Annotated in this window: 7 protein-coding genes; 1 reads left to right on the forward strand and 6 read right to left on the reverse strand. The window is 39.6% G+C overall.

Annotation, left to right across the window (positions count from 1 at the left end; genetic code table 11):
- Window positions 1-99: 99 nt before the first annotated feature.
- The 6 genes from BM073_RS07610 to BM073_RS07635 all read right to left on the reverse strand — a co-directional run bounded on the left by BM073_RS07610 (window position 100) and on the right by BM073_RS07635 (window position 15054).
- Window positions 100-3378: a VCBS repeat-containing protein gene (locus BM073_RS07610; RefSeq protein ID WP_091652763.1), complete on the reverse strand. Its 3279-nt coding sequence runs from the start codon at window positions 3376-3378 to the stop codon at window positions 100-102.
- A complete protein-coding gene (locus BM073_RS07615; protein ID WP_091652766.1) occupies window positions 3365-6667 on the reverse strand; it encodes a VCBS repeat-containing protein in 3303 nt (1100 codons plus the stop codon). The genes BM073_RS07610 and BM073_RS07615 overlap by 14 nt, the downstream gene beginning before the upstream one ends.
- Window positions 6664-7227 carry a hypothetical protein gene (locus tag BM073_RS07620; RefSeq protein WP_245756384.1) on the reverse strand — a complete coding sequence of 188 codons (564 nt, stop codon included), beginning with the start codon at window positions 7225-7227 and terminating at the stop codon, window positions 6664-6666. The genes BM073_RS07615 and BM073_RS07620 overlap by 4 nt, the downstream gene beginning before the upstream one ends.
- A complete protein-coding gene (locus BM073_RS07625; RefSeq protein WP_091652768.1) occupies window positions 7214-10492 on the reverse strand; it encodes a VCBS repeat-containing protein in 3279 nt (1092 codons plus the stop codon). The genes BM073_RS07620 and BM073_RS07625 overlap by 14 nt, the downstream gene beginning before the upstream one ends.
- 64 nt (window positions 10493-10556) lie before the next feature.
- A complete protein-coding gene (locus BM073_RS07630; protein ID WP_091652771.1) occupies window positions 10557-12044 on the reverse strand; it encodes a RagB/SusD family nutrient uptake outer membrane protein in 1488 nt (495 codons plus the stop codon).
- Window positions 12045-12063: 19 nt separating this feature from the next.
- Window positions 12064-15054 carry a SusC/RagA family TonB-linked outer membrane protein gene (locus BM073_RS07635; protein ID WP_091652773.1) on the reverse strand — a complete coding sequence of 997 codons (2991 nt, stop codon included), beginning with the start codon at window positions 15052-15054 and terminating at the stop codon, window positions 12064-12066.
- A 639-nt stretch (window positions 15055-15693) separates the two neighbouring features.
- On the opposite strand from BM073_RS07635, the gene BM073_RS07640 reads away from it, so the two are divergent.
- Window positions 15694-18333: a DUF5686 and carboxypeptidase regulatory-like domain-containing protein gene (locus BM073_RS07640; protein WP_091652776.1), complete on the forward strand. Its 2640-nt coding sequence runs from the start codon at window positions 15694-15696 to the stop codon at window positions 18331-18333.
- Window positions 18334-18349: the final 16 nt, after the last annotated feature.

The raw sequence follows: 18349 nt of genomic DNA on the forward strand, positions 1-18349 counted from the left end.
TTTACTGAATAGTGCTGGGAGACTCAAGTTTTTGGACTGGTTCTCCGCTAGGGTGAAGCCAAAAGTATGTTAAAATTCAGCTCTCTCAAATGATTTTTGTCAATTTTCAGAATTCCCTAGAAAATATACCGGGCCATTATTGCTGATTCCGATAATGTAGCTGTTAGTCAGGGATTTGATTTGCTCTATTCGTCTCAGTTCGGCCTGAGAAGGAACCTTGTTTTCCTCTTTGCTCACTTTCCATCCTCCCTCTGTCCATTGTAATTTTAAATTGGAACTGGAGGTGTTTTTCCCCAGATCTACTCTGAATCCTGAATCATTTCCAACTATCCAAAGTGTTTGAGCTGCAGCATTCCATTTCATGTCTTTGATGGGGCTAAGTTGTGCTTGCCATGGGAAGGCTTCAAACTCAAACGTCCCATCTTCTTTTTGAAAATAAACCCCGGATCTAAACTCATAGGCATATTTAGGGCTGAGTTTTCCAATTATATCTTTTCCAAAAAGATCTTCTGGCTTGGAAATCTTGGCATATTCTTGATAGGAAGAATGCATTCTTTTCACCCCGGGAATTTGCTTGATCAAATCATCCCTCGTAGCAAAAGGAACCAGTTTTTCTCCCATATAATGAAATATCAATGGATCTGCTTGTCCATTTCCATCAAAATCATGATGATAAAAAACAACTGGCTTTTCATGACTTGCTTTTAGCTTGGAATTAAGTCCAAGGTTGCCCACCAATAAATCCTTGAGACCGTCTCCGTTGATATCTTCCACAATTATCTCATTGACCCATCCAGCAGACTTTTCTAAACCACCTGGAAAAATCTCTACCAATTGCTTGCCATTATTCTTGAAAACCCGAATTCCTTGCCAATCTCCTGACAGTATCAACTCTTTGGCTCCATCTCCATCCAAATCACTCCAAGTAGCATCCTGAATCATTCCCAAATCTTTACCAACTCCAAACCATTCTCGAGTTTGGTCACGGAATTGACCGCGTCCGTTGTTGATCAAAAGATAGCTGTATGGACTAGCTCCATAATCTCCGGTTAGAACCGATGCGCCAACAAAAATATCGGGAAAGCCATCTCCATTGATATCATGAATGGCCAGTGAGGAGGTATTTTGTCCAATTGGAGGAAGTGCATTTGGAAAGAAGGCAAAATTTCCTTTTCCATTCCCGTAAAGTATGCGGTCAAAGATAAAGAGGTTATCAGCTTCGTATTCATTCCCCCCACTTCCTACATATAAATCCAAATATCCGTCTCCATTGAAGTCTTCAAAAGCGGCTACCACATCCTCGGCTTTAGCAAGCTGCGAAAATGACTTGCTTTCAATGGGTTCAAAGCTGCCATCTTCCTTTTGGAGAAAAAATGCACCTGCCTGATCTTTGGCTCCACCCAGAAAAATATCTGTAAGTCCATCTCCGTTAATATCAGCGCTAGCAGATGCAGGACCTTCAGCTGCAAAACTTCTTGGGATTAGGTATTCTCTTTTGGTTTCGTCCAATTCATTTTTCTCCTGATGACTCCAGGAGATAGAAAAGTTAGAGTTGTTGGCTTCAGATATTCTCCCCTCAGGAATAAATTCTTTTCCTCCTCCTTTGATTAGTAAGTGCTTCTGATTGCTAGAAAGCCCTTCGAATTGCTCAAAAGTTCCGTCCGGCCATCTGACCTGGATAGCATCAATTTTGTCCACCTTGCCTAATCCAAAGATTAAATTCGTAGAAGTTCCTGATTGAAACCCTCTGGAAGTGCTCAAAAGTTGCCGATATTTTTTTTCAGGAGTAATAACCTTTACCTCAGCTCCGATCGCAAATGGATTATTTCCAGCACTTTTTAATTCTACACTGATGTAATTATGGCCGAAACTTTCTGACTTGTTGCGGTAGATAAAAGCAGGTTGATTAAGGTTGTTGACGATCAAATCCAAGTCTCCATCATTATCCAAGTCAGCATAGGTGCTTCCATTGGAATAGGAGGCCTGATCCAAACCAAATTCCTTTGCTTTAGGCTTGAATTTCAAATTACCTTGATTATGAAAAGTATAATTTGGGAGCTGGACAGAAGGTAACATTTCAATTTGCCGCTTCCTAAGCTCGTCCATTTTCAGATTTGGATCTGCCTCTTGAGAGTATTGGATGAAATCCAAATCATTGGGCCTTTTCACAATTCCATTGGTGACATGAATATCCATCAGCCCGTCGTTATCCATATCGAATATCAAGGGAGACCAACTCCAGTCAGAAGCAAAAACTTCAGCATATAAGGCTACTTCACTAAACTCTCCTTTTCCAGTATTCAGTTGCAGGTGATTTCTTACGTATTGATCCCCATAATTAAACTGCTTTTTGATGGAGTAAACTTCTGCTTTATCTTCTCCAACAGATTTCATCCAAATTTCCGGATCTTCAGGAAGCATGTCCGTGGTGAAAATATCCGGATACCCATCTCCGTCAATATCAGCAGCATCATTGCCCATTGAGTATCGGGACGTATTAGAAATAATACTTTGCAGACTTTCTAAAAAAGTTCCGTCCTGCTGGTTGATATAGAGGTAATCATTCTCAGTGAAATCATTGGAAACATAAATGTCCAACCAGCCATCCTGATTGAAATCTTCTATACTTACCCCTAGTCCAAAACCCAAAACACTGGAGTAGATCCCGGCTTCTTCAGTTACATCTACAAAGCCTCTTTGGCCTTCAGATGCGAGGTTTTTTAATAACTTGTCTCCTCCTTCATCAGCTATTACCCTGTTTTCCGACTTTGCGAAAACCTCGGGTGATTTCACTCCATGATTTAACAGATAAAGGTCCAAATCTCCATCTCTGTCGTAATCAAAAAAGACGGCATGGGTACCGAAACCTTTGAAATCTACTCCATATTGCTCGCCAAGCTCAATAAATGTCAGATCTCCCTGGTTGATATAAAGTCTATTTTTACCCTGTATCCCTTTGTAATCTCCAACTTGACTGATATATAAATCAAGCAGGCCATCTCCATTTACATCTGCAAAAGTGGCGCCATTGGACCAGCTGCCTTCTTCATAAATTCCCGATGATTCGGTTATATCTTCAAACTGGAAGTTCCCTTTATTGAGGTAGAGGCGATTGGGAACTTGATTGCCAGTAAAAACCAAATCAACCAGTCCATCATTATTAATATCTCCCGCGGCTACCCCGCCTCCATTGTAGAAATAGAGGTATTCTAAAATATTTATCTCGGGGCTTGAGGTAAGATTATTTTGAAAATCAATCCCCGTTTCCTGAGCCGAAAGTAACTCAAAGAGTTTCTCTTTTTTCTCCTCTTTTTTGCAGGAAAGCAATGTGATAGCCAGGATGCAGCCTGTAAATCTCCAAAATTTAGTAATTGTCATATTTCCAGATTTCTGCAGCACTGTTGTTTTTTACAATTAGGAGTTTTTGATCATTTAATCGGCTGATTGCTCTGATTTCACCGGAAAGCTTGAGTTGATGTTGAGCGTTAGGAAGGTAACGGAAAGTTCCATCTCCATTTCCTATCAACACCTCCCCGAAACTGGCGTCTGATTTGCCGATTTCTGGTTTCACTCCACTTAAATTTCCTCCTAAAATCAAATCTATTATTCCATCTTGATTGATGTCTATTGTCTCGCTTGCAAACACCCAGGATCTCTGAGCCATTCTCGGGAAAGAAACCCATTCAAACTGTGCTCCATCTCGATTCATTAATACCCCCGACTCTAAATGAGTTAATTCATTGACGATGGATTTGGAAATAATAGCGGGATCGAAAATCTGATCTAAGGATTGATTATTGTAATTCGAGTACCGCATGTACTTCTTTTTGATAGTAGGGATTTGTTTTTCCAGTTCATGCTTCAGCGTAAATGGCACCTGAACATCCCCTTGAGTAGCAGTGAATATTTGCTCTATAGATCCGTTTTGGTCAAAGTCATTCAAATACATCCGAATAGGGCTATCTGATTTTGCCTTAAACCGGGTATTAAGTCCCTGATTCCCTAGAATCAAATCTGGAAAACCATTTCCGTCCAAATCTGCAACTTCAACAGATCTGTACCAGCCTTTTAATTTCGCTAGTTCGGGAAGCTCCATCCTTTCCAATTTTTTCCCGGTGTTTTTGAAAAAAATGGGTTCAGTCCAGTCACCGACAAGTACCAAGTCTTCTTTTCCGTCTTGGTCCAAATCCACTACTGCTGCGTCGGTGATCATTCCTATTTCCTGAAGTCCCGGAGCAAAATCTTGGCTTTGTTCAGTGAAATTCCCTTTCCCATCATTAATCCAAATATGACTGCTTGCCGGTGCTCCATAGACGAAAGGCACTAACCTTTCGGTGATAATTAGATCCAAAGCCCCGTCTTCATTGATATCTATGGACTGAACAGATGAGCTTACTCCTCTTATGGTTTGGAAGCCAGTTTGGGTGCTCTTGCCAAAATTTCCTTTCCCGTCATTGAAGTAAAGTCTGTCTGCAAGATCAGGTGCATTGAGTGGAAATTCATTTCCGCCTGAAGTCACCAATAAGTCCAGAAAACCATCTCCATTGGCATCAAAGAATAAAGCGTCGGAGTCTTCTGCAGTGGAGTCAGCTTCAAATGCAGCTTGTCTTGATAAGGAGTATTTCCCAGAGCTAGAACCAAGATACAACTTGGCACTAAATCCCTTCGATCCTCCGAAATATAGGTCTTCTATGCCATCTCCATTGACATCCGCTTTGGCAAAAGCAGGACCGTCGGTAGAGAACATATGATACAGCAATCGGTCTCTGTCAAAGTCAACAAAAGTATTTTCCTGATGCTGGAAATCAATTAGGGGCTGCTCTTCCTTGCTAAACAAAGGCTTGATTCCTTTCGAGCTAGGTACCTCAATTCCTTCTTGAGCATCTTCCCATTTCAACTGTAATAATTGGTTTGCTGATTGATTCTCTAATAAACTTACTTTTCCATCAGGCCATGTAATATAGATTTGATCAAGCTTTGTGATTTTCCCTAGCCCCAAAGTCAGTTTAGGGTCCACTGAGGATTGAAATCCCCGGTTTGGCATTTGTTCCAAGTAAAACTTTTGATCACCTGCAATTGCCAAGATTTGGGTTCCAACTGCCTGTGTGTTCATGCCTTTTCCGATCAATTCGAATTGGATGGAATGATTTTCGGGTAATTGAGTTTTACTGAGATTTTTAAAAATCTGGGCAGGCTTATTTACATTATTGATGACCAAGTCCAAAGTTCCGTCATTGTCTAAATCTCCATAGGCAGAGCCATTCGAGTGAATAGCTTCTCCCAATCCCCATTCCTGAGCTTTGTTTTCAAACTGAAGATCCCCCAAATTCTTAAATGCATAGTTGGGCACGGGATTGATTGGAATAGGATCAATAAGGGCTTTGTAATCCACTCCCTCTTGGGTGATGATTTTTACTTTGGTCTCTTCATCATCAATAAAGTTCAAATAGTCCAAATCAGTAATATCCTGATAGATGCCGTTGGCTACGAATAAATCTCTCATGCCATCATTGTCCATATCAAAAATCAATGCTCCCCAGCTCCAATCTGTGGCTTCTACATTGGCCATTCTACCCATTTCACTGAAGGTGCCGTCCCCATTATTGATATGGAGCATATTTCTTGAAAATTGATAATGATAGCCGTAATTCTTGTTGAATTGAAATCTGTCCCAGTTTTCAAAAGTGGTCACCTGCTTCAATCTATCTATAGGCTCCGGAAGCATGTCTGTGACGAAAATATCCAACAGTCCATCTCCATTGATATCCGCAATATCTGCACCCATGGAAGCTGCAGAAATAGATCTCATAGCAGACTCCAAAGATTCTGTGAAAGTGCCATCTTGATTGTTGATATATAAATAGTCCTTTTCAAAAAAATCATTAGAAATAAAGATGTCTGGCCAGCCGTCTTGGTTCACATCTCCAATGGTGATTCCTAATCCAAATCCAATTACTGATCCATAAATCCCAGCTTCCTCACTTACGTCCGTAAATTTTCCACCATCGTTTCTGAATAATTTATCTCCACCTACAGGGTCCCGTTCAGGACGCTTATTCTGCATTTTGTTGAAGCTTCCAATTGCCTGATAGCTGTTATTCAAAAGATAAACATCCAGGTCTCCGTCTCTATCATAGTCAAAAAATACAGCATGGGTTGAGAATCCTTGGTCAGCTAAACCGTATTGTTCAGCCATTTCTAAAAAAGTGCCATCACCCTGATTAATGAATAACTCATTTTGCTTGTTGTCTCCGGAAATATCTCCCGAGTTACATACATAAATATCTAAATATCCATCTCCGTTTACATCGGCCATAGCCACTCCAGTACTCCAAGCCCGGTTACCTTTAACGCCGGCTTTCTCAGTAATGTCCTCAAATTGAAAATTGCCTTTGTTGAGGTACAATGTATTGTCTGTTAGATTTCCCGTGAAGTAGATATCTAACAAACCATCATTATTAATGTCTCCCAAGGCAACACCACCTCCATTATAGTAATTTCGGTAGGTGAAAATGTTGAATTTTTTATCAAATGAAAGGTCATTACTGAAGGTTACCCCAGATTCTTCCGGAGATATTTGTTCAAAGAGACTTGGAGTTTCAGCCTCTTCCTTTCCGCAGGAAAACAAAAGAATGAGTGCACAAAAGCCAATTATTTGATTCTTCATGATGGGTTAGCTTCTAGTTGTTTTTGGATAGGCAAATCCACTATTTCCACCCGAACTGAGGAAATAGATTTTTTGAAAACACGGATTCTTCGGTTTCCGTCAATCTTGACAAATGCGATTAATGATTTATCCTCATTGGAAACCTCAAAAAAGCCATCCCCATACCAGGTTTCTAATAAGGCGATAACGTCATCCCTGAGTTTTTCTACGCTTAACTCTTCATTCCAAAGAGCCCAAGATTCATAGGTGAACTCCATGGGCATCATGTAAATTTTATTTTCTTCAAATCTAGGGTAAAAGCGCATTTTAGCAGGATTGCCTGAGGGCATTTCAGCCTGATATTCTACAGACAATTCAGTAGGGCCATTGGTTAAAACTCCTTTTTTATTGAGGTCCCAACATGTTTCGAAGAACTCCTTTTTATCCATTCCCAATTCCAATCCCAAGAATAGCTCATTAGCTTCTTTGCCGGAGCTCAATTCCCTATCTTCAATTTTTTGGTACTCAGATTTGCAGGCACCAAGCGTAGTAACTATTAAAATTGCCTTAGCGAATCTCAAAAAGAATCGGTTCATCATTATTTCTTACTGCTATTAAATAGGGTTTGTTATTGATTATTATTTTATGAAGATCCCTGCTTTCTCCGGGAAGAACCAATCCGCTTTCTTCCGGGAGGGAAACCTTCCATGTGTAGTTTTTTGTATGGTTTAGTAACCAACCATAGCTTCCCAAATTGGATCCCATTTCCGGCTTATTCCGACTTTGATTTCCTGCTAAGATGAGGAAATCATTGCTTTTTGAATCCTGAAAGAAAAGGCTGGTGTAAATGGGGGCTTGCTGAACTTCAACAGGTAATTCCTGGAGTTTAAACTTCCCATTTCCATCGTTGATCCACAGGGAGGTTTGCAAGATATCGACTTCCAAATTTAGGGATTTTGAAAGAATTTGGGCAGGGAAAAGTTCCTCCATTGACTTATTTTGGTAAGCTGCATAAGTAGTTAATTGCTTTCGTAAAGAAGGAATCTGCTTTAGTAAGGTGTTCTTCATTACTAAAGGCATTGCCCTATTTCCGTCATAAAAACAGAGAATTTGATCTAAACTTCCATTTTGATCAAAATCATTGACATACATTCTCAGCTTGCTGCCAGTCGGAGGTTTGAATCGGGTATTTAAACCCAAATTACCCGCTAATATATCCGGGCTTCCGTCTCCGTTTAAATCCCTTACGAGAAGCGTGTTCCACAATCCCCTCGTCTGGGAAAAACCGAATTCCTCTGTTCTTTCATAGAATTGACCACTTTTGATGGAAAAAATGCGAATGGGAGCCCATTCTCCGGCAATAATAAGTTCTAGCTGACCGTCACCATCCAAGTCAGCAATGCTTCCTGATGTCAGCATTCCTTCTTTGAACTCTTGGGAAGTTGCTGCTTTGGTGAAATTCCCTTTACCATCATTTAGCCATGTGTTAAATCCAGTTGGAATTCCATAAGCAAAAGGCTGCTCTCTGTCACCAATGACTAAGTCTAAATCTCCATCTTGATCAATATCAGTTGTTAGAATAAATGAGCTGGGTACAGGATCAAATAATTGTTGGGACTTAAGAAATTTGCCATTTCCTTGATTGATATACAACCTATTTTGATAGAGTGGATTCCCCATTCCAAACTCAATGCCACCGCTGGCAATTAATAGATCGGGAAGTTGATCGTTGTTGGCATGAAAAATTAAAGCATCCACATCTTCAGAAAGACTGTCTTGCTCAAATAAGCCCTCTAAGGCAGTTTGAAAGCTTCCGTTTGGCTGTTGATAAAAGAGTTGACTTGCCTGCCCTTTTGCACCCGGAAGGAAAATATCATCTCTTCCGTCTTGGTTTAGATCTCCGACAGCAGCTTTGGGGCCCTCATTGCTGATAGACCAAAAACGTAATCTGTCCAGGTCAAAATCAACAAACTGACTTTCCTGATGTCTAAATGGGATAGGGTTGGAAGCTAAAGTGAGTGTTGTTTGCTTAGAAGTCTTTTCAGTCGGAGTCTGAGTTTGATTTTTTTGAGGATTGATTACCTGATTTGCAGCAATATTTTTCTGGATACTCCGGCTACCATCTGGCCATGCGATAATTAGACTATCTACAGTTGTGTTTTGGCCTATCCCAAAATGAATTCTAGGGTCTACCGATGACATGTAGCCTTTGACAGGTTGATATTCTTTATACAAGATCTGACCTTCAATATGAAGCTCTACGGTAGCACCAAAAGCATTTTTCAAATCAATGGTGAGATAATTGCCGAGTTGATTTTCAATGCTTTGATTTTTGTAAACTCCTAGGAAATCATTGAGGTTATTGACAACTAAGTCCAGATCCCCATCATTATCCAAATCTCCATAGGCCGCTCCTGTACTGAAGGTTAATTGATTGAGGCCTACTTCCATGGCTTTGTTTTCAAATGACCAATTGCCAAGGTTTTTAAACCAATAATTTTGTAGTGGGGTGGAGGGAAACTCATCAATCATTTTGGTGATCAAAACTGAGTCTTTTTTAAATTGAGTGATATCTGATTGCTTGTTGACATAAAAATCCACAAAGTCAAAATCAGTAAGGTCCTTTACGATTCCATTCGCCACAAAAACATCATTCAGACCATCTAAATCTGCATCAAAAATCAATGCTCCCCAGCTCCAATCTGTGGCATGCATACCAGTCATTCGAGAAACCTCAGTAAACATGGGAGCTCCTGTATTGGGGTTTTTACCTAGGTTCTTTTGAAGGGTATTTCGGGTGAACTGTCTGTGATACCCTGCTTTGAGGTTAGCTTGGAATTTATCCCAATCTTCAAATGGAGTTTTTGTTTTTACCCGATTCCAGTCTTCAGGAAGCATTTCTGTTACAAATATGTCAGGCCTTGCATCATTATCCAGGTCAGCAATATCTGCACCCATGGATCCCATAGAAATTTCCGGGATCAATTCGGGAAGCACTTCTCTGAAAGTTCCGTCCTGATTATTGAGATAGAGATAATCTCTTTCAAAAAAGTCATTAGATACATACAAATCAGGCCAAGTATCTTCATTCAAGTCTGCTACAGTTACTCCAAGACCATAGCCTATACTACTTCCAAAGATTCCTGCTGCTTCACTGATATCTGTAAAAAATGCTCCGTCATTCCTGAATAATTTATTCCCACCTTCTGGATCCCTGATTTCTCTTTGGCCTTCTCTTAAATCAAAAAGACCAACAGATCTTCCAGAATTACTAAGTAGGTACATATCAAGATCTCCGTCTTTATCCATGTCAAAAAATACCGCATGCTGGGAGAGGCCTTCTTCAGCAATTCTATAGGCTTTTGACTCTTCTTTGAATGTTAGGGTTCCCTGATTGATGAATAATTCATTGTATCTCTTTTCTCCTCCGGGAGGGCCGGATTTGCAAACATAGATATCCAATAGTCCATCATTATTGATATCTGCCATACTGACTCCGGTAGACCAAACTCCAGAAGAATTTAAGCCTGCTTGATCTGTAATGTCTTCAAATTTAAAGTTGCCTTTATTTAAATAGAGGCGATTAGAGGTTTGATTTCCGGCAATAAAAATATCTAAGAGTCCATCATTGTTGATGTCTCCAAGAGCTACACCAGCACCGTTATAAAAATTCCTGAATGTATAAGGGTTATATTTTTCATTATAGGTAAGATCGTTTCTGAAATCAATCCCGCTTTCTTTTGCTGAAATAAGTTTAAAAAGTTGCTTTTCCTGTGCTTCTTCCTTTTTGCAGGAAGAAAGCAAAATGATCATTAAAAGAGGCAGTATGCTTTTACTGTACTTCATGATTTTGTAAAAAAAAGGAAGTGCACAAATGTACACTTCCTTTCAATAAGATATTATTTTTTAATTAATAACCTGGGTTCTGAGTCAGGTTAGGGTTAGCATTGATTTGCTGCAATGGAATAGGGAATAGTGCTCGGAAAGGCTGAGATTGTCCTTTCTCCCACCATGGCTGATTCCACTTTCCGAACCTGATCTGATCAGTTCTTCTGGAAGCTTCAGCAAACATTTCTCTTCCTCTTTCTTCAAAGATAGTATCCAAAGTCACGGTAGTGAATGCAGGCATACCTGATCTTGTTCTAACCATATTAAGGGCAGTCAGAGCCTCAGAAGTTTGTCCCAAACGGAAAGCTGCTTCTGCTTTGGTCAAGTACATATCAGCCAATCTGAACAATGGATAATCATTGTTCAAGCTTGAAGCAGCACCCGAAGCAAACTCAAATTTACCTACTCTCGCACCAGCTTGTCTGAATGCATTTGGAGCCAACATGTTGATCTCAGGAGTAAAGGTCAATGGAGGACCATCAGGGTCATTTGCTTCCGCTGAGATATCATTCAAACGAGTGCCATCAGCAGCGAATTGAGGACCTACAATGAAGGAGTTCTTTCTTACATCATTATCATCAAAAGAATTATAGAATTCTTCCAAAGATGCATATCCATTCCATGGCTGCTCCTGCAAATTGTAAGTATTCTGACTCAAATAGTGCAAAGTCATTTGAACAAGGTTGAATCCTTGTGCATTGTTCTCATCGTATGGCAAAGTCAAGATGTTCTCAGTAGATCCGCCATTTCTTGTAGAAAAGTTGCTGAAGAAATTAGCTGATAAAGAGTAAGGACCTGAAATAACCACATCTGCTGCAGCTTTAGCATCAGCCCATCTTGCAGTTCCAGTGTAAACCTGAGCATTCAAGTATAACTTAGCAAGGATAGCATGAGCACTGTAATAGTTCAAGGTTGTCTTAGTATCGGACTTTGGAAGTAAGTCTACGTTTTCCAAAACTGAACGCTCGATGAAGTCAAATACTTCTTGACGAGTGTTATTAGAAGGGTTTCCTTCCAAGTCATCTTCAGTAACGATAGGAACATTTCCAAAGCTGTCGATCAACCAAGAATAAATCAAAGCTCTTAATACTCTTAATTCCGCTGTTAAAGCTTCCACATCTCTATAACTTACAATTAGGTTATTGATTTCACCAATTGCAGTGTAGCAATAAGCCCAAGAGTTATTGAAAGCCTCATCAGATGGCTGCCAAGTATGTCTGTGCATTCTTAACCATAATCCACCATCTTCCCAGTCAGCTCCTTTTTGAGGAATTGCCATTTCGTCAGATGATACCTCGTAAATAGACCAGATACTGTTGTGTCCACCCCAGCTACCCACAATACGGGAGTATGCAGAAGCTTTCAAAACGTCAATCAAGGCTGGGTTATTACTATTCGCCACATCCTCAGGAGTTACTCCGTCAAGTACCTCCTGCTCCAGTTCCCAACAGGATCCCAGTAGGAATACTACCGGAATCAACAGAAAGGTTTTACTAATTGATTTTAACATATCTCTGTTGTTTGATTGATTACTTAAAGTTTAAACTAAGACCCAAAGTGAAAGATCTGGTTTGGAAGTATGTATTTCTTCTCTCAATTCCTGGTGACAAAGAAGTTGTAAATGCATCACCATTTTCCAAGTCTCTTACTCTTACTTCAGGGTCAATACCAGAATAATTGGTTATTGTAAATAGATTTTGTGCTGCAAAGTACACTCTGAAAGAACTCAAATTAGGAGAATTAGTTTTGAAATTATATCCTAATTCCATGTTATCCAGTCTGATAAAGCTTGCATCCTCTATGTACGAACTGTTGAAGGTTGGAGTTGAGGTAATCAATGGACTTGTTGGAGTCTTATCCGTAATTACAGAGTTCCAAGTGTTAGATGGAGCATCTGCATTTTCGTAGAAACCTCTGTAAGAGTTATACAAGTCATGTCCCCAAGCACCTCTTAAGAATACGTTTAATGACCACTGTCCATATTCAAATCCGTTTGCGAAACCGAATTCACCCTGTGGAAGACCATTGCCTAGTCTTTCGAATTCATCAGGATTGGTTGTAGAAAGGATGTATTCACCCGCTTCACTGATACCCAATAATCTTGGTCCGTAGAAGTCACCCAAAGTTTGACCTACTCTGTTGTAGATGATAGGGTTGTTATTTTGTCCTGGAGAACCTGGAGTAGCAAATCTCAATTCGTCAAATCCAAGACCGCCTGCTGATAAGCTTTCGATAGTGGTTTTGTCATAGATAGTGAAGTTGAAATTCGGAGACCATTTCAATGTTCCTTTTCCAATTCTTGCTACACCTATTGCGAATTCAAAACCTGCAGCTCTCAAATCAGCCAAGTTTACCCAAGTACTTCCAACTGTATTGAATCTTCCTGGATCGAAAATATTTGGACCACCAGAAACCGGTACATTGAATAGCAAGTCAGAAATATTTCTAACATAATAGTCTACACTACCATTTACTTTTCCGTCAAACATCGCATAATCCACACCCACGTTGAATTCTTTCTTGGTTTCCCACTTCAAGAATCTGTTTGGATTAGAGTTTTGTACAATACCTACATAGATATCATCTGTAGTCAATGGGTCACCATCCAAGTCAATTCTGTTTCCATTTCCGAATACACCTAATGCCAAGGTTGGAGATGGAGGAAGGTTACCAGTTACACCGTAAGATACTCTTGGTTTGAACTGAGAGAAAACTCCCATATCAAAAATCTGGGTAAAGTCAGATCCTATAGAGAATGCAGGGAATACACCAGTTTGATTATTTTCACCAAATCCCGAATAAGTTTCAGCTCTTACTGAAGCAGAAAGGAATAATAAGTTTCTGTAATTGAAGTTAGCTCTACCGAAAGCGGAGTTTAACTGATCTTCGTTGGCATAAGAATATAGGTTTGTGTTATTACCTAATCTGATAGCACCAGCACCTAAATTATTCCATCCTAAATCGAAAAGATATTGTCTAACTCTAGCTCCGAATCCTTGGTTTTTGGTTGACTGGAAAGCAACACCACCTAATAGGGTCATGTTTAAACCATCCATTACCTCAGTTTCATATCTCAAGGTAGATTCAAAGATTTTCTGCTGTCTGTCATTGGTGATTCTTTCAGCTGAACCTCTAGCACCTAAACCTACTTGGAAATCTTGGATGGACCAAAATCCACCAATCAACTCATTTCTTCTATCCTGAGAATACTGAGCCGAAGCAGTCAAATTAGGAAGAATATCAAACTCTGCTCTATATGAAGTCAAAGCAGATTTAATCTCATTCACAAATTTTTGTTGATTTGCTAAAGCAACTGGGTTGTAGAAGTCAAACAAATCTCTCTGGAAATAACCACCAAATCTCTGATTTGCATCTTCGGTGTTTTCGAAGATTGGAGCAGTAGGGTTATAGATAGTTGCATATCTGAAAGCAGCATCGTTGATAGACTCAGAGTCTACATTCGTGAAGGATAAGTTCACATTCATTCTCAATCGATTGTTGATTGCTGATTGAGAAAGGTTGATTCTTGTGTTCAATCTTTCGTTACCTACTCCATTTACAATACCGTTGTTGTCACGATAGTTAACTGAAGCCATGTAAGTGGTGTTATTAAAACTACCGGAAACACTGGCATTGGTGGTATACGAAAGTGCATCATCAATCAATTCCTGTCTCCAATCAGTTCTGCTACCAAAATCTTGACCGCCTCTTGCCACAAATTCTTCAGGAGAAAGGATTGGGATAAGGTTAGTAGCCTGATCTAAAGTTGCAAAAGAGTTGATGGAAACAGTTGTAGATGGTTCTCTAGTGCCTTTTTTAGTGGTAGTAATCAAGATTACACCGGAAGAACCTCTGGCACCGTAAATAGCTGCAGCGGATCCATCTTTCAATACATCGATAGACTGAATATCATTCGGGTCAACGTTGTCAAGAGATGCACCGATTACACCGTCCAATACGATCAATGGAGAGGAGTTAGCTCCGAAAGTTGATAAACCTCTCAATCGAATGTCAAAGCCACCGTTAGGATTACCTCCAGCACGGGTGATTGATAGACCTGCTACCTTACCTTGAAGTAATTGAGTAGGGTTTGCTACGTTACCTCTGTTAAAATCCTCAGGTTTTACACCGACTACAGCAGAAGTAATTTCCTTTTTGTCTTGGGAGCCGTAACCGATTACGACTGCCTCTTCCAAGCTCTGGATATCCTCTTCCAAATTAATGGTGAAAGTGCTTTGGTTACCGATCTCCACTTCTTTAGTGAGATAACCTACAAATGATACTACCAGGACACGGTCTCCGGATTGGATTTCAAGCGTAAACTTTCCATCCAAATCAGTCGCCACGCCTCTGGTGGTGCCTTTTACTAGTACAGTGGCACCTGGTACAGGGTCTCCAAGTGAAGCATCCAGGACGGTTCCTGTGATGGTTCTACTTTGGGCATTGGCTGCTAGCGAAGCTCCGAATACGAGCGCCATCACCAGCATCAATGACTTAAGTTGTTGTAAATAATTTCTCATAGGGTTTTTTGTTTTGAAAAAAGCGAAATAGGTATGAGTACTTAATTTCAAACCTAAGGTGAAGTATTAAATTTAATTTTGCAATTATTAACTTTTCGCCAACACTAATCGCAAAATATCCAATTTTAACAGAATAATGTATATTTTAATAATAATTCATTGGAATTGACTTATTTTTAATAATTAAGTAATGGAAATCGTTTTCCTTTTGCTGAATATTAAAAAAACGAATTTTTATTAAAAAAATGAAAATTTCTTAGAGAAACAAAATCATCAAATTGAGCACAAATGAGCCTTTTTGAAAAAAATTAATTAAGTATTTAATTTTATTGAAAATTTCAGCTTAACTCACTGTAGTTTGTGGTTTCTTATTTTGGAAAAGGGTTTTAACTGTTCTATGAAACTTACCATTAATCTTCCCTTACGATTTTCAATACTAGGGATTATTTTCATATAAAGAGAAGTTATTGTCAGTTTTGAAGTTGATTCTAATATTATAAAAATAACTTTATAGAATTGTAATTTTCGTTTAGTCCTTATCTGGATAAACTTTTCTCAAAAAACCTTAAAACCATTAGTCGTTCTTTTTCGCTTATAAACAGGTACTTATATTGACCTAGATTTTAATCTACCTCTTGGATGTCTCTATACAGCAAGCAACTCCTTTCTTTTTCGGCTTTTTTGATCATTTCTCTTAGCGCCTTTTCTCAAGGTATCAAAGGAGTAGTGAAAGACGATGCTGGGAATCCCTTACCATACGCCTCTGTTTATATCAGAAATTTGGGAGATGGAGTGCCAACCAATTTGGATGGGAAATATGAAATCAAACTTAAAAAAGGAATATACGATGTCCTTTTCCAGTATTTAGGATATAAATCCAGAATAGAAACCGTAATAGTTCAGGATGATTGGGTAGAGTTTAATGTGCAGTTGGAACCACAGGTTTACACCTTGAGTCAGGTGGAAGTGAAAGCCGGGGCAGAAGATCCAGCATTGACAATCATGAGAAAATCGATCGCTAAAGCAAAGTATCATAGACTTCAACTCCAAAAGTATTCTATGATGGTATATCTAAAAGGAACGGGTCAATTGACTGATGCGCCTTTTTTTCTCAGAAAATCCCTAGAGAAAGATGGACTTAATTTGAACGAAGCCTATACTTCGGAGTCTGTATCGAAAATCACCTTTACCCAACCCGATAAGGTGGAGGAGAAAGTCATCTCAATCCGGACCAATGGGGATAATCAGGCAACCTCTCCAGCCCCTTACATTCAAACCAGTTTTTATCAGGACCAAATCAATGAAATAATCTCTCCTTTGTCCCGAGCAGCATTTAATTACTATCGCTTCAAATATGAGGGGAGTTTCTTTGATCAAAATGTGATGGTTAATAAAATCAAGGTGACTCCCCGTTCCCGTGGAGAGCGCGTTTTTGAAGGATACATATATATCATTGAGGATTTATGGGCCATACATAGCTTAGATCTCAAAACCTCACTTTTAGGCTTTCAAATACGAGCTACCCAGCAATATGCTCCTGTCGCTCAAAATGTATGGATGCCTTTGACTCATACCTATACTTTCGGAGGTAAGTTTTTCGGCTTTGAAGGGGAGTTCCAATACCTGGCCTCAACTCGGGATTATCAAGTGACACTCAATCCGGATTTGGTACAAGCTCCAGAGATTATAGATGAAACATTAGAGGCAATTCCTGAGAAAAATACAGCTCAGAGTACTGGATTATCTGTTGTCGAAAAACTCTCTTCTGAATCTCCTAAAACCAGGAAGGAGTACAGAAAGCTCATGAATGAGTATGAAAAAGAAATGCTCAAAGAGCAGAAGAATCCGGAAGTGGTCACTGAGCGATATTATGAGATTGATTCTATGGCCAAGAAAAGAGATTTGAGCTATTGGGATAGTATTCGTCCCGTTCCTTTGACGGTAAAAGAAATTCAAGGATATCAAAGGGATGATAGTTTGGCTACTGTAGAGGCTGCTAAACTTAGTGATGTAGATTCCATCGCAGAAAAGGCAAGAAGAAAGTATAAGCCTCTGGATTTTCTTAATGGGGCCAGTTATAGTTTTGGAAAGGGAGTTTCAATTGGTTTCCGTCAAAACTGGACAAAAATTTCTTTCAATACCGTAGAAGGATGGAAAGCAGGCCTCGGCCTATTTTACAGAAAATACCAAGAAGAAAAGCTGGCTGATAGCGTCTCGGTTTTAAGGAAAAGTTTCAATATAGAACCGGAATTCCGGTACGGATTTTCCAGTAAAAGAGCTTATGGAACTGTTGATTTCCGATGGTCTAGAACACTTCCTATTTCAGGGACTTCTTGGGGGATCCAAGGGGGAAGATATATCTATCAGTTCAATGGGGGAGAGCCGATCAATGAGCAAGTAAATGCATTGTACTCCATTCTATTCAGGCAGAATTATATGAAGCTTTACGAGCAGCGTTTTGGCAGAGTTTATTGGGCACACCGAGTAGATTATGACTTTACTTACAGGATTAATTTCACCTTAGCTGACAGAAGAGAGTTATTCAATAATTCGGACTATAGCTTGTACGGAAAGCCGGAGAGGACCTACACTCCGAATAGGCCTGAAAACATTGAAGCGTCACCCACGGCTTTTGAGGACCATTCGATTGCAAAAGTTAATTTTAATATAGAGTGGAAACCGGGAATTCGTTATGGCATCAGAAATGGAAGGAAATATCCTATTTCAGACCGAGTTCCTTTGATCAAGTTTAATTATGACAGGGCTTTCCCGAATTTATTGCAATCCAATTCTTCGGCGGATTTTAATCATGTGGAACTAGGAATAGAACATGATTTTAGGTTTGGGGTCAGCGGAAAGTTGGATTTCAATGTGATGGCAGGTACATTTTTTAACAGTAATCAGGTATACTTCCCCGATTTCCAGCACTTTGGAGGAAATAGAACCATCTTTTCCAATTTCGGTCCTGCCTCCAATTACAGGTTTATGGATTATTACAAATACAGTACAGCGGGATCCTATGTATCAGGTATTTTTCATTACCAGTTTAGAAAATTTCTCCTGACTCAATTGCCGATGTTGCGTTTTTCAGGTTTACGTGAAAATCTGTTTTTGAACTACCTCAAAACCGAAAATAGCCCTCACTATGTGGAAGTAGGCTATTCCTTGGATAATTTATTCAGGATTTTCAGGTTGGAGTTGGGAGCAGGCTTTGAAAACGGAACTTACCTCAGAGGAGGAGTTAGGTTTGGGGTGGCGACTTTTATTTCGATCAACTAAAAAAAGCTATCCTGAT

Source organism: Algoriphagus ornithinivorans (assembly GCF_900115305.1).
GTDB classification, from domain to species: domain Bacteria; phylum Bacteroidota; class Bacteroidia; order Cytophagales; family Cyclobacteriaceae; genus Algoriphagus; species Algoriphagus ornithinivorans.

Coding starts and splice junctions, on each gene's coding strand:
- BM073_RS07610 (WP_091652763.1), bottom strand. CDS start 3,378: ATGACAATTACTAAATTTTGGAGATTTACAGGCTGCATCCTGGCTATC.
- BM073_RS07615 (WP_091652766.1), bottom strand. CDS start 6,667: ATGAAGAATCAAATAATTGGCTTTTGTGCACTCATTCTTTTGTTTTCC.
- BM073_RS07625 (WP_091652768.1), bottom strand. CDS start 10,492: ATGAAGTACAGTAAAAGCATACTGCCTCTTTTAATGATCATTTTGCTT.
- BM073_RS07630 (WP_091652771.1), bottom strand. CDS start 12,044: ATGTTAAAATCAATTAGTAAAACCTTTCTGTTGATTCCGGTAGTATTC.
- BM073_RS07635 (WP_091652773.1), bottom strand. CDS start 15,054: ATGAGAAATTATTTACAACAACTTAAGTCATTGATGCTGGTGATGGCG.
- BM073_RS07640 (WP_091652776.1), top strand. CDS start 15,694: ATGTCTCTATACAGCAAGCAACTCCTTTCTTTTTCGGCTTTTTTGATC.